Source organism: Spongiibacter nanhainus (assembly GCF_016132545.1).
GTDB lineage: Bacteria > Pseudomonadota > Gammaproteobacteria > Pseudomonadales > Spongiibacteraceae > Spongiibacter > Spongiibacter nanhainus.
In genome coordinates this window covers 2,705,430-2,720,644 of sequence record NZ_CP066167.1, presented here as the reverse complement: position 1 = coordinate 2,720,644, position 15,215 = coordinate 2,705,430, and the positions used below count along the sequence as shown (strand labels likewise).

Below are 15,215 nucleotides of genomic sequence, written 5' to 3'. Positions count from 1 at the left end.
CTAAATAGTGCCCTTGAGAGCGCAGTAAAACCCAGCGTTTGAAAAGCTATTCGTTTTTTTGTCTGACTTTGTGCTGGAGAGCAAAATGGCAAAAGAATTGGCGGATACCGACTCCGATTCCGAAGATATGGAAGACGGTTTTTTTGACGACAGCAGTAGCTTCGAAGAGCAAGCTGTTAACGGCGGGCGGGACAACAGTATCCGTCGCAAGATCGAGGAACGTCTTGAGCGCAAGCGCTTGATGGAAGAACTCGATCTGCTGGACGACTTCGATTTGTAAGCGGTGACGTTAACGGCCGCAGGAAGCGCTGTGACGTCCTCGTTGAATCAGGTCTGCCCGCACTCCACCCCCGTGTCCCCTGCGCCCGCGGTCCAATACTTTATTGCCCATTACCGGTACCAGATATACCATGTGGTCGGTCCCCTGTAGAGTTTGATAATAGTTGGGGGGATGCCACAGTGGGGAAAAGGGATGAATTGGAAAGCTATTGTCGCCGTGATTGCCCTGGCAGGGGTGGCGAGTTTCGTTTGGTATGTGGTCGACCAATCAGCGGGCAGCGACTTTAATCGTCAACTGACGCCAGCTGATTCCAGCGCCGAAGACGGCAGCGACGACCGTCCCCGGAAAACCGTGAAGGAAACCCTCGCGGTGGAGTCCGAGGAGGACTATCAGGAAAAAGCGAAGAAGGCTATTGAGCCGCCGGATTCTATTGCGGGTAGCGACGACCAGGTTCGCGCCGCAGCGGGGGATTTGTCAGAGCCCCTGGGCTCCTACCTCAGCCCCGATGAGCAAGTGCGCAAGTGGGTGTCTCTGATCGACCAGATGGCCGAGTATCGCTTGCCCAGCAAGCACTTGCCGGTGGTGTACAACAAAGATTCGTTTCAGGTTATTAAAAACGACAGCGGGCAATTGGTGAACGACCCGGCCAATTTTGACCGCTGGGACCCGCTGATCAACGCTGTGACGTCTTTGGATCCCAAGAATCTGGCGGTTTACTACAAAAAATGGTCACCCTTTCTAGAAAAGGCCTACAACGAACTGGGCAATCCCCAATCCTTCGACACTCAGCTGCGTAGCACGATCGAACACCTGCTGGTGGTGGAGCCTATCCCCGACGATACGCCGCTGAAGCAGCCCAAGGTATTTTACGAATACGCCGACCCGGTGCTGGAAAATGCCGACCCGCTAAGCAAGTGGATGTGGCGTCTGGGGCAGGAAAACATGCTGGCCCTACAAGAGTGGTTGCGGCAGTTGCGCAGCTACCTCTAATCTCCAAGTTTCTAATATCCGGGTTTCGAAAGTGAGGGGCCGCTGTGGTGGCCCCCAAGGGCGCTTCACAGGCGATTGAGAGAACCGATCAAATGCGGTTTGCGGCCTGCTTCGTCCCGTAACTCAAAGTCGATTTTCTGCTCGCCCGGATCAAAGCAAAGTTGCGTGGTTGCCGGTAAAAACACCGGTGTTTTAAATTCTACGTGGCAGGATAGCGCCTCGCCAAAATCGGGGTAGCGGCCTATCAGCGCGGCCATACAGGCGGCCTTGCTCCACATTCCGTGTATCACCATACGCTTAAAACCCAGGGCTTTAGCGCTGAGGTCGTGAAGGTGAATCGGGTTGAAGTCTCCCGAGGCGCGGGCGTACTGTCGCGCGGTTTGGCGCTGCAGATGCAGTGCCAGCTGTTCAGGGTAGACTCGCGGAGCGGGGCGTTCTCGCTTGCCGCCACTGGCGCCAGTTTTGCGGCGCGACAGATAACTGCTGAAGTCCTGCCACAGCAGTTCGTCGCCGCTGTGGGCCTCGCAGACAAAATCGAACTCGACACCCCGCGGGGTCAATTGGTGACCGGCGACTCGGCAGGTCATCGACAGGGTGTCGTCGAGCCTGGCGGCACGATATTGCACGATGCGGTTGCTGAGGTGGACACAGCCCATTGGCGCCACCGGAAAGGCCTTGTCCAACATCAACTGCATTTGCAGGCGAAACGCCAGTGTGTGGAGGTAACTGGGTGGCAGGGTGCGATTATCGTGCTGAAATCCGCAGACCTGGGCATAGCGAGCCACAGCGCGCCGATCAATATCGACCTGGCCCAGGGTGATGAGCTGGTCGGGGAAGCTGGGCTCGGCGTCACCGTTGCCTCTGGCGATCGCGGCGCGGGCCAACAACGGTAAAAGTGCAGGGAGCTTATCTAATTTTCGTTCCATAGCGGCGGTCATGCTAATCTACCCATGTTTACAGTACGGCCAGTATAAGTAAGCCAGTATAACCAAATAGCCACGCTGACAAATTCGCCCTGTTTATGTTCCCGCCCCGCGGCGGGGTCAAGTCGGGGATTATTCCGAAGCCCAGATGGGCCAGGCACAAGTGAGATAGAGGACAATGACTGAAGCGGGTGGGAAATCCTTTTCAGAGCTGAGCGATTCCAGCTTTCTGGTGCAATTGGTCTACCCCGCCATGTTGGAAATGGGTTTGGATGTCGAGCGGGTCGTGGAGGAGTGTAAAATCTCCAGTAACCTGCTGACGGATCGCACCGCGCGCTTTCCCCATGCCGCGCAGGTACAGTTTTGGCGGGTGTTGGAAGAGGTCAGTGGAGATCCCTTAATCGGTCTGCATATCGCCGAGGTGGTGCCGGTTTATCGGGGGCAGGTGCTGGAATATCTGTTTCTCAGCAGCCCTAACTTTGGTGAGGGGCTGCGGCGGGCGCAAAACTACCAGCGCCTGGTGACCGACGCCATGCAGTTTGAGTTGGAGGTCGGTGCTGAGGAATCCCGCTTGGTACTGGATTTTGCCGGCGACTCGGCGCCGTCGCTGCGCCATCGCAATGACTGCTTTGCGCGATTTTTACTGCGTTATTTCGATGCCTTAACCGATGGCGCCTTTCGAGCATTGCGGGTTAACCTGCCTCACTCTCCCGGTGCTGCGGTGGATGAATACGAGCGGGCCTTTGGTTGTCCGGTAGAGTTCGACAGCCCTCGGCAGGCCCTGGTTTTTGCCACCGACGTGTTGGATACCCCCTCAACTCACGCCGAACCGGAGCTGCTAAAACTCCACGAGCGCCTGGCCAGCAAGCAACTGGAAAAACTGTCCCGCCAGGATGTGGTGGGGGACGTAAAACGGGTCATCGCTGAAGTGTTGGAGCTGGGACAGCCCACCCTGGAGGGAGTGGCCGCGCGCCTGGATATGAACGAGCGAGTGCTGCGCTCGCGGCTGACCGAAGCCGGCACCAGTTTTAACCAGGTGCTGGCGGACTACCGGTGTATCCTCGCCAAACGTCTGTTGGCCCGCACCGATGAAAGCATTGCCGATGTGGTCTACCTAACTGGTTTTTCCGAGCCCAGCACCTTCTACCGTGCCTTCAAACGCTGGACCGGCCTCACCCCAGTGGAATACCGCCAACAGAAAATGGCGGATGGTGAGCCCCAATAGTGGGGCCCGCTTTTGCAAAGCTTATCAAGTTAGTTTCATCGATAAGGTCCACTAGGCGCCAATCAGCGCCTGGCCGCACACCCTCATCACATTGCCCTGCACCGCCCGGGACGCCGGGTTGGCAAAGTAGGCGATGGCCTCGGCCACATCCACTGGCAGTCCACCCTGAGACAGGGAGTTCAACCGGCGCCCAAACTGGCGAGTCATAAAGGGGATGGCGGCGGTCATAGCGGTTTCGATAAAGCCCGGTGCTACAGCGTTGACGGTAATACCCCGCTGCCGCAGGGCGTCGTCGGCTGTCATATAGTCAACGTAGCCAATCACCCCGGCTTTGGATGCCGCATAGTTGGTTTGCCCCCGCTGGCCGGCAATCCCGTTCATCGACGATACGCCGACAATGCTGCCGCCGTCGTTGAGGGCGCCGCTTGCCAACAGCTCATCGGTGATACGCTGTGCAGCCGTCAGGTTGATGTTCAACACCATCTGCCACTGGTCTTCAGTCATGTTGGCCAGGGTCTTGTCCCGGGTCACGCCGGCGTTGTGAACCACGATATCGACGCCGCCCTGGGCGGCAAACAACTCGCTGAGTCGCTGTGGTGTGTCCTCGGCGGTGATATCTGCCACTAAGCTGGTGCCACCGATGCTCTCCATGGTGCTGCGAAGTTCACTCTCCATGGGCGCGACATCCACCCCCAGCACTTGAGCACCATCGCGACTTAGAACGGTGGCAATGGCGGCGCCAATGCCCCGGGACGCACCGGTCACCAGGGCTGTTTTGCCGGCCAAGGGGCGCTGCCAATCCAAGCTCCCCGGGTGTTCTGCCGCGGTATTGGCGACCTTTAGTACCTGGCCGCTGATATAAGCGGATTTGGCTGACAGCAGAAAGCGCAGGCTACTGGCGATGTGGGATTCCATGCCCTCTGCGACAGTCACCAGCTGGGCTGTGGAACCCTTGCGGCCGACTTCCTTGCCCAGAGAGCGGCTCAGGCCCTCCAGCGCCCGCTGGGCGGTGGCTGCGGACAAGGTTTGGCAGGCCATGTGGGGGCGACCGAAAATAACGATGCGACCATTGGCGCCCAGCTGGCGTATGCGGGCGTGGAAGTAGCGGTAAGCCTCGTCTAACTGGGTCGGATTTTGAATATGGCTGGCGTCAAAGATCAGCGCATCACAGCGCTGGGTGGTGGCGTCGGTATGGCTTGCCGGCATGCCGGTCAACACCGATTGCACAGCCTGGAATACCGCGCTGCTTGCGTTACCACCGAGGTCCACCAGAACTGGCGTGGTTGCCTGGTCTGCCGTGTAGCGTCGCAGTTCAGGGGGAGGGTTGACCCCCAGCGCACCCAAAATGGCCTTGCCGGGGGCGGAGTTGATCAGGCTCTCTAGACGGTCACTCATCCTCGTGGTCTCCTGCGTATGTAGAGAATACTGGTTTATGGAACGGGTGTTGTGGCAATGATTGCCGATATTGTGAGCATTCTAGCGTCATCCCGGTGGCCGGGCGTTGACGAAACTGACCTGCGGCACCGTCGCCACAGCCAATGCCGCCGGCGCCGGGCTTGTTACACTCGCCATCGTCAATTAGAGGACTACCATCATGACTGCTTTGCCTAAGCGTGTCGCCATAGTGGGCGGCAACCGGATTCCATTTGCCCGCTCCAACACCGCCTATGTCGGCCACAGCAATCAGCAGATGCTGACTGCAGCCATCGAGGGGCTGGCACAGCGTTATAAGTTGCAGGGAGCGCGCCTGGGCGAAGTCGTGGCCGGCGCGGTGATGAAACACAGCCGGGACTTTAATCTCACTCGGGAATCCCTGTTGAGCACCAGCCTGGATCCCTGTACCCCCTGTTGCGATTTGCAGCTTGCCTGCGGCACTGGCTTGCAGGCGGTGATTACGGTGGCCAATAAAATCGCCTTGGGCCAGATCGACTCGGGCATCGCCGGCGGTGTCGACACCACCAGCGATGCGCCTATTGCCGTCTCCGATGGTCTTCGCAATGTGTTGCTGGAAGCCAACCGCGGACGCACCATGGGCGACCGGGTAAAAGCCCTACTGAAATTGCGCCCCCGAGATATTGGTATCGAAATTCCGCAGAATGCCGAGCCCCGCACCGGCTTGTCCATGGGCGGACACACCGAGCTGACGGCCAAGCATTGGCAGATTAGCCGCGAGGACCAGGATGCACTGGCCTGTGACAGCCACCGCAACCTGGCTGCGGCTTATCAAGCGGGATTCTTTAACGATCTGGTCAGCCCCTACGCAGGTGTCAAACAGGACAATATCCTGCGTCCCGATACCACGGTAGAAAAACTCGCCACGCTCAAGCCCGCCTTTGACAAAAAAAGTGGCCAGGGCACGTTGACGGCGGGGAACTCCTCAACCCTTACGGACGGCGCCTCGGCGGTGTTATTGGCATCAGAAGAGTGGGCCCAGGCCCAGGGGCTGCCAGTACTGGCCTACTTGAGCTTTGTGCAGGTGGCGGCGGTGGACTTCCGCCCCGGCGACAACAGTGAGGGCCTACTGATGGCGCCGGCTTACGCCGTGCCACAAATGCTGGATAAAGCGGGGCTGACACTGCAGGACTTCGATTTTTATGAAATCCACGAGGCGTTTGCCGCCCAGGTGTTGGCGACACTCAAGGCCTGGGAGGACGAGACCTTCTGTAGAGATCGCCTGGGGCGCGAGGTGCTGGGGTCGATAGATCGCAGCAAGCTAAACGTCAATGGCAGCTCCTTGGCCACCGGCCACCCCTTTGCCGCGACTGGTGGTCGTATCGTCGCTACCTTGGCCAAAATGCTGGAGCAAAATGGTGGCGGCCGCGGTCTGATCTCCATTTGTGCGGCTGGCGGTCAAGGTGTGACCGCTATCATGGAGCGGCCTTAAGGCGCTGACTGTGAACCCGGCTTACTTGCCGTAGCTCTCGCAACTGCCTTCTTCATAGCCCATCACGGCGGGATTGGCGCAGGCGCTGCAGCTATTGCCAAAGGTCTGATGCTTGCCGCTAGGGCAGGGCTCGGTCACGCAGCGGACCTTACTTTCGATACGGGTGTCGATATGACCACATACCGGCCGATATTCCCGGGTGCACATCTCTGGGCGAGGTGACTTGCACTGGAAAAAACCGGTATTCCCCTCATCTGAATCCTTTAACGCGGAGCAGGCCGACAGCAGCGCAGTCAGCGCGATAGCGGCTATACGCAGGTTTGCGGTTTGGCTCATGGAAACCTTCCTTATGACGGCGCAATGGGTAGCGCCTATTGTTGTCATGCTTGCAAACGATTGGTCATATCCACTGCTTCAACTTATCCTTGTATCACAGATTGGGATTATCGATAAGTTGCGAAAAAAACGGATTTGCGGTTTTGCGCGTAACGGTGTCTGTGGCGGACAGAGAAGCGGTGTCCGCCCTACTGTTAGGTAGGTGTGTGGAACAACACAGCAAATGACGCATCTGAACCCGTAGGGTGGACATCGCTTTTTATGTCCACCGAGGGCCATTGGTCTCAGCAAAAGGAGTGAGAGATGAAGAAGATTGATATAGGTATTAACGAAAGTGATCGTCAGCAAGTCGCTGAAGGCCTGAGCCGCCTTCTCGCCGACTCCTACACGCTGTACCTTCAGACACACAACTTCCACTGGAACGTTACCGGTCCACGTTTCCGGGACCTACACCTGATGTTTGAAGAACACTACACCGAGCTGGCGACAGCTGTGGATGACATTGCCGAGCGCATCCGTACTCTGGGCGTCGCGGCACCGGGGACGTATTCCGCCTTTGCCAAGCTCAGTGCAGTGAAAGAAGTGGACGGTGTACCGTCGGCGGAGGAGATGGTGGACATTCTTCGGGCTGGACATGAACAAGTGGTGCGAACCAGCCGAGAAGTTTTGAAAATGGCCCAAGAGGCTGATGACGAATCCACCACTGCCTTGGTGTCAGACCGTATGCGTATCCACGAGAAAACCGCCTGGATGCTGCGCGCGATCAACCAATAGCGTAAACCCCTAGCGCTATGCCGCTTAAAGCCAAATAGAGCCCGGTCTGTGCCGGGCTTTTTATTTTGGGGTTTGGCTGTTGAGCTTGGCCCGGCCACACAGCACTGGTCTTTGTGACACCCTGGGATATGTAACAGGCGCCGCCGCCATCCGTCATAGTAGTAAGGATTTCACAAGGGCGGACGAGCGAGATGAAAGCGCTACTTTTGATAACTCTGTTTCTGGCGACAAGCGCCCAGGCCTTGACTCTGGACAGTGGCACGCAGCGCGCCACAACGGTGGAGTTGTTTACCTCCGAGGGCTGCAGCAGTTGCCCGCCCGCAGACCAGTGGTTGTCGAGGCTAAAGGCGGCGCCGGGCCTGTTTGATACCCTGATTCCCATGGCATTTCACGTCGACTACTGGGATCGCTTGGGGTGGCGGGACTCCTTTGCGTCCAGGGAATATTCCCAGCGTCAGCGCCGCCATCATCAGGAGGGGAATTTGGAGCGTGTGTATACCCCCGGGTTTGTGGTGGATAACCGTGAATGGCGGGGCTTCTTTGCAGGGCAACGCTTGCCTCGACACACCTCCCAGAAAGCGGGTCGTTTGCAGGTTAATGTTGATACTGATGCCAGCGCGGGCCGTATTCGCTATCAGTATCGTCCGGCGGATTCCAGCCAGATGCAGTGGACCCTGCATGTCGCCTATCTGCTGATGGGGGTATGCAGTGAGATTGGTGCCGGTGAAAATCGTGGCAGACAGTTGTGCCACGATTTTGTTGTCGATTCACATCAACGACATGCTATGGCAATAGAAAAACAGCCCGCTTATTTTACGGGTACTGCAGCGCTGCCAGCTCGACCCGACAAGCAGCAGGCGCAGACAGCCATCGTTGTCTGGGTGTCGCGGCAGGGTGCTGAGGCCATCGAGCAAGCCGTCGCCGCTTATCTATAGCATCAACAGGGCTGTGCATGTTGATCTGACCGGCCCACATAAAATGCAAAGGCATGCGTGCAAAGCAGCATGCTGCTCACGGTGGAAAAGAAGGTGCAAAAGGTGAAGTCACAGACCCGTCTTATCGCTCGCTATCTCAATGGAATGCCAGAGGGCCGCGTAGAGTGGATCGGCCTGCGTCCCCAGCGCAAAGCGCCGATGACGGTCGTGAACGAGGCCCGGGCCGAGGCCGGTATGGGCCTGCAGGGCGACCGGCGTATGCAGGGACGGGTTGGTTCGGGGCGTCAGGTGACGATAACCAGCCGAGAGTTTATCGACATGGTAGCCCGGCAATTGGGTGTGGCCGCCATTGATCCGGCACTGCTGAGGCGGAATTTGGTCGTCTCCGGTGTCAATCTCAATGCGCTGCGGCACCAGCGTATTCGCATCGGTGAGGTCGTGGTGGAAACCAATGCCCTGTGCCAGCCCTGTTCGCGGATGGAGACGGCGCTGGGTCCTGGTGCCCTGGTGGCGATGTTGGGCTACGGTGGGCTTTGTGCCCGCATCCTGGAATCCGGGCGCATCGCGGTGGGCGATCCCGTGATCTATATCCCGCCGGAGGCTGAGTAAGCCGGCGTCCGCGAACAGTGGTGGCGCGCCGAGCAGTTGTTTGGACTGTCCCCATACAGGACAATAATGGCCTGTCAGCTCGACGGTGGGCGGACTAATCATCGCGTCACAATCAACTGGGGAATTACGCTTTCATGGGACCACTATCAGGATTTCGCATAATTGAATTGGAAGGGCTCGGCCCAGCACCCTTTGCCGGCATGATGCTGGCCGATATGGGGGCTGAGGTGATCTCCATCACCCGCAAGTCCACACCGGAAGGCAAGCCCGTTGAGAACACCATCAGCGAGCGAGGCAAAAAATCCATCGCCCTGAACCTTAAAGACCCCCGCGGTGTGGAGGCTGTGCTCAAACTGTGCGAGAACGCCGATGCACTGATTGAGGGCTTTCGCCCGGGCGTAGCGGAAAAACTCGGTATTGGCCCGGAAGATTGCATGGGCCGCAATCCCAAACTGGTTTACGGCCGCATGACGGGTTGGGGCCAAACGGGTCCTATGTCGCAGATGGCGGGCCACGATATCAACTACATTTCCCTGTCCGGCGCCCTGGGTTCCATCGGCCGTGCCGGTGAGCGTCCCATGCCGCCCCTGAACCTGGTCGGCGACTTTGGCGGGGGCGGTATGTTCCTGGCTTTCGGTGTGGTGTCGGCCATGCTGGAGTGCAGTCGCAGCGGTCAGGGGCAGGTGGTGGATGTTTCCATGGTCGAGGGCTCGGCGGCGCTGATGCACATGATGTACAGCTTCCTTAACAACAGCACGTTTGGCTGGCGTGACGAGCGAGGTGTGAACATCCTCGATACCGGCGCGCATTTCTACGAAGTGTATGAGACCAGCGACGGCGGCTATATGTCAGTTGGACCTATTGAACCGCAGTTTTACGCCATTCTGAAAGAGAAAATGGATCTCAGCGAGGAAGATTTTGGCGCCCAGTATGATGCGTCCCGCTGGCCTGAACTTAAAGAAAAATTGGCGGCGGTGTTTAAAACCCGCACCCGTGCCGAGTGGACTGAAGTGTTTGACGGCACCGACGCCTGCGTAGCGCCGATACTGAGCATGACCGAAGCGCCCAAGCACCCCCACAATGTCGCGCGCAATTCCTTCATTGAGGTTGGTGGGCATGTGCAACCGGCGCCGGCGCCGAAGTTCAGCCGCAGTGCGCCCGCTACTCCGAACGCCGCGCCGCGGCCTGGCAGCGACACTGATGCGGTGTTGACTGAGGCAGCGGGCTTCAGTGCCGACGAATTGGCGGCGCTGCGCAGTGATGGCGTGTTGACCTGATCGCAGGGCTAAACACTCCGCAATCCAGCTGGGATCGTGGCGCGTATACAGAGTCTAATTACTCGTGTAGGGAGACCGTCAATGCGCCTCGACCCCATCGCCTTGGCCGAAAAAGGCCTGGTACCTGATTCTCTGTTAAGAAAAGGCATCCGCCGCCAGCTTGCCCAGCGACTGGAGCAAGAACACGGCAGTGATGTCGATGCCAGTGAAAGCCGTCGCCGGCAGTTTCGAGAGGCGCTGCGCCACTCTGCCATTGCCATCAATACTGACGACGCCAACGACCAGCATTACGAGGTCCCCGCAGGGCTATTCGAACTTATGCTGGGCCCCAAGCTCAAGTACAGCAGCTGTTACTGGCCAGAGGGTTGCGACTCCCTGGCCCAGGCCGAAGACGCCATGCTTCAGTTAATGGCGGAGCGCGCCAAGCTGGAAAACGGCCAGAAAATTCTCGAACTGGGCTGTGGTTGGGGGAGCTTCTGCCTATGGGCGGCCCAACAGTATCCCGATTCAGAGGTTACCGCCGTATCAAACTCCCACGGCCAGCGAGAGTTTATCGAAGCGCAGGCGGCTGCGCGGGGCTTGACCAACCTGAGGGTGATTACCTGTGACGTGGGTCAGCTCGAGCTGGCTGAGACCTTCGACCGAGTGGTCACCGTCGAAATGCTGGAGCATGTGCGCAACTACCGGGACATGCTGGCCAATATCTCCCAGTGGCTGGAGCCGGACGGCTTTCTGTTTGTGCATATTTTCTGCCACGCTTTCCTGCACTATCCCTTCGACGGCGGTTGGATGACGGATCACTTCTTTAGCGGTGGGCAGATGCCAGCCTTTGATACGCTGATGCATTTTTCTGAGCATATGCGCATCGTCGACAGTTGGCGGCTTAATGGCGAGCACTACGCCAAAACCCTGGAGGCTTGGTTGGATAAACTGGACGCTTTCAGAAAACCAGCCCTGGCGATCTTGGCCGAGCATCCCCAGCCGCGCTTGCAGTTGCAGCGCTGGCGAATGTTTTTGATGGCCTGTGCCGAGCTGTTTGCCTACAACGGCGGCCAGGAGTGGTTTGTCGGCCACTACCTGATGACACCGGGCAAGGCAGGGGACTGAAGCCCCGCCAAACGCCTTCGGCCAAGCCCTAGGCTAGCAGCTCTCGCAGAATCCCCTCGTACATCGTGGAGAGGGTGTCCAGGTCTTCGGCCCGGACACACTCATCGACCTTGTGAATGGTCGCATTGACTGGCCCCAACTCCACTACCTGAGCGCCGGTGGGGGCGATAAAGCGGCCGTCAGAGGTGCCGCCTGCAGTCGACAGCTCGGTCGGGCGGCCGGTGGCATCCTGAATGGCTTTTTGGGCGGCCTCTACCAAGGGGCCCTCAGAGGTGAGAAAGGGCTGTCCACTGAGGTGCCAGTCGATGCTGTAATCGAGTTTATGGCGCTGCAAAATGGCTTCACAACGGGCCTTCAATTGCTCCGCCGTCACCTCAGTGGAAAAACGGAAGTTAAACACCACTTCCACTTCGCCGGGAATCACATTGGTGGCGCCGGTGCCACCGTTGATGTTGGAAATCTGGAACGAGGTCGCCGGGAAAAAGTCATTGCCCTGATCCCATTGCTCCGCCGCCAATTCGGTCAGGGCGGGGGCCACCTCGTGGATGGGGTTGCGGGCCAGGTGTGGGTAGGCAACATGGCCCTGAATGCCCCTGGCGGTCAGAACCGCACCTAACGAGCCGCGACGGCCATTCTTGATCACGTCGCCCACTTGTTCGGTGGAGGAGGGTTCCCCCACTACGCACCAGTCGATCTTGCTGCCCTGATCTTCCAGCCACTGCACCACTTTCACCGTGCCATCGGCGGCGGGACCTTCTTCGTCGCTGGTGATCAAAAAGGCAATGCGCCCGCTGTGATTGGGATGGACGGCGACAAAGCGTTCGCAGGCGGTCACCATTGCCGCCAGACTACCTTTCATATCCGCCGCACCACGGCCCCGCAGCATGCCCTCGCTGATGGTGGCTTTAAAGGGCGGTGTCTGCCACTGGGACTCGGGGCCGGTTGGCACCACATCGGTGTGGCCGGCAAAGCACAGCAGCGGGCCACTGTCGCCGCGAACTGCCCAGAAATTATCGACCTCACCAAAACGCAGCGATTGGCAATCGAAGCCGATGTCGGACAGCCGTGCCATCATCTGTTGCTGGCAACCGGCATCCTCGGGGGTGACCGAGGGGCGTTCAATCAGTTCGCAGGCGAGTTGGAGGGTGGGGCTGAGTTGGGTCATATAAAGCCGGATCGTCGTGTTAAACCCAGCATTTTAGCAGGTTTGCTGCCTGGATAGCGTGCCGAGTGACCGAATCACTCAGCCGGTTGAAGAGTGAACGGTTTGGTCATAGAGACGGCGGGCCGGGCTGCCTACTATTTTGTCCATACTTTTTGGTGGCCGTTGCTTGGCCGCCGATGCAAACAGTTCGTGACCACAACCAATAAACAGGGGAAGACCATGACCGCCGATCTGGAACTCGCAAGCGCCGCCGCACAGTTTGATTTTGCCGACCAGGATATTCCCCAGCGCCTGCGCCACTGGGCAGAGCACCGTCCCGATCACCCTTTTATGATTTGGGAGCCGCGTTCGGGGAATGAGCGTCGCTGGACCTACAAAGAGTTTGAGCACGCGGTCAATCAGGTTGCGGCTGGGCTGCATGGCCTGGGCGTAAAAAAGCATGACAAGGTTCTTATCCATGCTGAAAACTGCCCGGAGATGGTTTTGGCCTGGTATGCCTGTGCCCGCTTGGGGGCGGTAGGGGTGACCACCAATACCCGCTGTGTGGGGGGGGAGATCGAGTACTTTGCCGCCCATACCGAAGCGGTGGGGGCGATTACCCAGCCCAAATTTGTCGACGAGATTGCCGCCAATGCCAAGAATGTCGGCTGGATTGTGGTGACCGGCGATAACTCAGGCGAAGCCCCGGAGTCTCCAGTCAAGGGCGATTACCCCAGCTTTGACAGCCTGTTTGGCGACCCTGCTTCTGTCCCCGAGCGTCCTGCCGAGCCGATGCTGCCGGCGGGGATTATGTTCACTTCGGGCACTACCTCGCTGCCCAAGGCAGTGGTACACACCCATGCCAATGCGCTGTGGTCCGGCACCATGGGTAGCCAAAGTATGAATATGGACAGCGATAGTGTTTACCTTGGCTTCCTGCCCTTCTTCCACGTTAACTGCCAGAGCTGGTGTTTCTGGGGGTCGCTGGGGGTAGGTGGCACTGCGGTGCTGATGCCCAAATTCTCGGCCTCTAAGTTTTGGTCAGTGATCGACAAGTACCAGGTCACTCACTGCTCGATGATTCCCTTTGTGTTCAAGGCCATCGCCATGGAGCCGGTGCCGGAGTCCCACAGCCTCAAAGTGATGCCTATGGGGATTATCTGGAAGGAAATCTCAGGTTGGCTCAAAGCTGAGCCCTTCGCCAGTTGGGGGATGACCGAGACCGTCACCCATGCCACCCGTTCGGATTTTGTCCACGATTGGCCCCAGGGCAGTATCGGCAAGCCGACCCCCGGTTACCACCTGGCGGTGGTCAACCCGGAAACCGGCGAACCCTGTCAGAAAGGCGAAATCGGCGAGCTGTGGGTGCACGGTGTGCCCGGCGTGAATATCTTCCTTGAGTACTACAAAAACCCGGAGGCGATGGCCAAGTCCTTTACTCCCAACGGGTGGTTTAAAACCGGCGACATGGTTCACGTTGGCGACGAAGGCCATTTCTACTTTACCGACCGCGACAAAGACGCCTTGAAAGTGGGTGGCGAGAACGTTTCTGCCAGACAGGTTGAAGAAGTGTGTATGCAGGTGCCCGGCGGCGGCATCGGTGAAATCGCCATTGTCGCCAAATCCCACGACATGCTGGATATGGTGCCGGTGGCCTTTGTGATCAAAGGTTGGGGTGCGCCGGAGGACGATGAGGCCTTTGCCCAGGCCATTATCGATCACTGCAAAGCTAACCTGGCGGACTTTAAGGTGCCTCGGGCGGTGTATATCGTCGATGAGTTCCCTCGCGCGACCTTGGAGAAAGTGGCCAAGAACAAGCTGCGGGAAATGGCCGACGAGATGCCTGCCATCGATTGATCGACAGTCGTTTTGTCACCGCAGCGGGGCGCTTCAGGCGCCCCGTTTTTGTTTTGTGCCTGTCATAAAAGCATCGTTTTCCTGTCATCCCATACCCTTAGCATCCTGTAGTGCCGGCGGCAGATCGGCCCCGGCATACTGTTCACAGGATGAGAAATAAGGGTTGTGACATGAATCGTTACTATAAGCAGCAGGCCTTACACTCCAATATGCACCAGCAGTCTGTGCGGGCAGAAATTTCCCGACAGGTCGACGAGTTTCTCAAAAAGGGTGGCAAGATCGAGCAGCTGTCCGGTCCTCAATTTCAACCGCATCGCAGCGTTCGCATCAACAGCGCGGTACTGACTGACGTGCTGTGACGGCCGACGTACTGTGATTGCCGCCACGGTGTTCGCCGCCCTGCGGGGCGGCCACTGATAAAAAGTAAATAATGCGGATTGGCCCACTGCTCCGGGAAACCTTGCATCGCGACTACTAGTCTTAGTCTTGATGACAACGTTAGCGTCTATTCGTTAGCGTTTATTCGTTAGGGTTTATAGTTAGTGTGTTTGTAATCAGGAGTATGTTATGTCGATCGCACGTTGGACTTTGGCCGTGCTTGCCGCAGGCTTTTTGGTGGCGCCGACCTTCGCTGCGCCTCCCCACTCTCTGCCACCGGGCCTGGAGAAAAAGGCGGCTCGCGGCGATCTGCCCCCGGGTTGGCAGAAGAAACTGGCGGTAGGCCATCGGCTGGACCGGGATGTTTACCATCACGCCCAGGTGATTCATACCAGTCGTGATCGGGATATCGTCACCGTTCAGATCGAAGATCGCCGCTTGCGGTTGTTAGCTGAAACCCTGGAAATCATCGACATTCTGAATTAGCCAGCTTGGC

At 58.2% G+C, this 15,215-nt stretch carries 16 protein-coding genes; 12 read left to right on the top strand and 4 right to left on the bottom strand.

The features are described 5' to 3' along the window. Positions 1-85: 85 nt before the first annotated feature. Positions 86-280: a hypothetical protein gene (locus tag I6N98_RS12475; protein WP_198568679.1), complete on the top strand. Its 195-nt coding sequence runs from the start codon at positions 86-88 to the stop codon at positions 278-280. 192 nt (positions 281-472) lie between these two features. Further along, entirely contained in the window at positions 473-1,270 is a 798-nt protein-coding gene (locus tag I6N98_RS12470; protein WP_198568678.1) for a DUF3014 domain-containing protein, read from the top strand. Positions 1,271-1,335: 65 nt separating this feature from the next. Here the strand turns inward: I6N98_RS12470 and I6N98_RS12465 are convergent, their stop codons facing one another. Next, positions 1,336-2,196 (bottom strand): MaoC family dehydratase, encoded by an 861-nt coding sequence (locus tag I6N98_RS12465; protein ID WP_198568677.1) that lies wholly within the window; start codon positions 2,194-2,196, stop codon positions 1,336-1,338. Between the two features lie 175 nt (positions 2,197-2,371). On the opposite strand from I6N98_RS12465, the gene I6N98_RS12460 reads away from it, so the two are divergent. Further along, a complete protein-coding gene (locus tag I6N98_RS12460; protein ID WP_198568676.1) occupies positions 2,372-3,418 on the top strand; it encodes an AraC family transcriptional regulator in 1,047 nt (348 codons plus the stop codon). Positions 3,419-3,469: 51 nt separating this feature from the next. Here I6N98_RS12460 and I6N98_RS12455 read toward each other — a convergent pair whose 3' ends face one another. Continuing rightward, positions 3,470-4,813 (bottom strand): 3-oxoacyl-ACP reductase, encoded by a 1,344-nt coding sequence (locus tag I6N98_RS12455; RefSeq protein ID WP_198568675.1) that lies wholly within the window; start codon positions 4,811-4,813, stop codon positions 3,470-3,472. 199 nt (positions 4,814-5,012) lie between these two features. Between I6N98_RS12455 and I6N98_RS12450 the strand changes: the two genes are divergently transcribed. Further along, the gene (locus I6N98_RS12450; RefSeq protein WP_198568674.1) at positions 5,013-6,302 is read left to right on the top strand and encodes an acetyl-CoA C-acetyltransferase; all 1,290 of its coding nucleotides are present in this window, start codon (positions 5,013-5,015) and stop codon (positions 6,300-6,302) included. Positions 6,303-6,323: 21 nt separating this feature from the next. On the opposite strand, the gene I6N98_RS12445 is transcribed toward I6N98_RS12450, so the two are convergent. Continuing rightward, entirely contained in the window at positions 6,324-6,638 is a 315-nt protein-coding gene (locus I6N98_RS12445) for a hypothetical protein (protein WP_198568673.1), read from the bottom strand. Between the two features lie 303 nt (positions 6,639-6,941). Between I6N98_RS12445 and I6N98_RS12440 the strand changes: the two genes are divergently transcribed. The 5 genes from I6N98_RS12440 to I6N98_RS12420 all read left to right on the top strand — a co-directional run bounded on the left by I6N98_RS12440 (position 6,942) and on the right by I6N98_RS12420 (position 11,340). After that, complete coding sequence (locus I6N98_RS12440; protein ID WP_198568672.1) at positions 6,942-7,412, top strand: Dps family protein; 471 nt, start codon at positions 6,942-6,944, stop codon at positions 7,410-7,412. Between the two features lie 191 nt (positions 7,413-7,603). Further along, positions 7,604-8,347 carry a DUF1223 domain-containing protein gene (locus tag I6N98_RS12435; RefSeq protein ID WP_198568671.1) on the top strand — a complete coding sequence of 248 codons (744 nt, stop codon included), beginning with the start codon at positions 7,604-7,606 and terminating at the stop codon, positions 8,345-8,347. A gap of 69 nt (positions 8,348-8,416) precedes the next feature. Then, the gene (locus I6N98_RS12430; RefSeq protein ID WP_420496999.1) at positions 8,417-8,956 is read left to right on the top strand and encodes an MOSC domain-containing protein; all 540 of its coding nucleotides are present in this window, start codon (positions 8,417-8,419) and stop codon (positions 8,954-8,956) included. 134 nt (positions 8,957-9,090) lie between these two features. Next, positions 9,091-10,233 (top strand): CaiB/BaiF CoA transferase family protein, encoded by a 1,143-nt coding sequence (locus tag I6N98_RS12425; protein ID WP_198568670.1) that lies wholly within the window; start codon positions 9,091-9,093, stop codon positions 10,231-10,233. A gap of 81 nt (positions 10,234-10,314) precedes the next feature. Continuing rightward, positions 10,315-11,340, top strand: coding sequence for an SAM-dependent methyltransferase (locus I6N98_RS12420; protein WP_198568669.1), 1,026 nt, complete (start codon positions 10,315-10,317; stop codon positions 11,338-11,340). 28 nt (positions 11,341-11,368) lie between these two features. On the opposite strand, the gene dapE is transcribed toward I6N98_RS12420, so the two are convergent. After that, a complete protein-coding gene (gene dapE / locus I6N98_RS12415; RefSeq protein WP_198568668.1) occupies positions 11,369-12,505 on the bottom strand; it encodes a succinyl-diaminopimelate desuccinylase in 1,137 nt (378 codons plus the stop codon). A 219-nt stretch (positions 12,506-12,724) separates the two neighbouring features. On the opposite strand from dapE, the gene I6N98_RS12410 reads away from it, so the two are divergent. The 3 genes from I6N98_RS12410 (at position 12,725) to I6N98_RS12400 (ending at position 15,205) form a co-directional block, all read left to right on the top strand. Next, a complete protein-coding gene (locus I6N98_RS12410) occupies positions 12,725-14,341 on the top strand; it encodes a class I adenylate-forming enzyme family protein (protein ID WP_198568667.1) in 1,617 nt (538 codons plus the stop codon). A gap of 170 nt (positions 14,342-14,511) precedes the next feature. After that, positions 14,512-14,700 carry a hypothetical protein gene (locus I6N98_RS12405; RefSeq protein ID WP_198568666.1) on the top strand — a complete coding sequence of 63 codons (189 nt, stop codon included), beginning with the start codon at positions 14,512-14,514 and terminating at the stop codon, positions 14,698-14,700. 208 nt (positions 14,701-14,908) lie between these two features. Continuing rightward, on the top strand, positions 14,909-15,205 hold the full coding sequence (locus I6N98_RS12400) for a hypothetical protein (protein WP_198568665.1): 297 nt from the start codon (positions 14,909-14,911) through the stop codon (positions 15,203-15,205). Positions 15,206-15,215 lie beyond the last annotated feature (10 nt).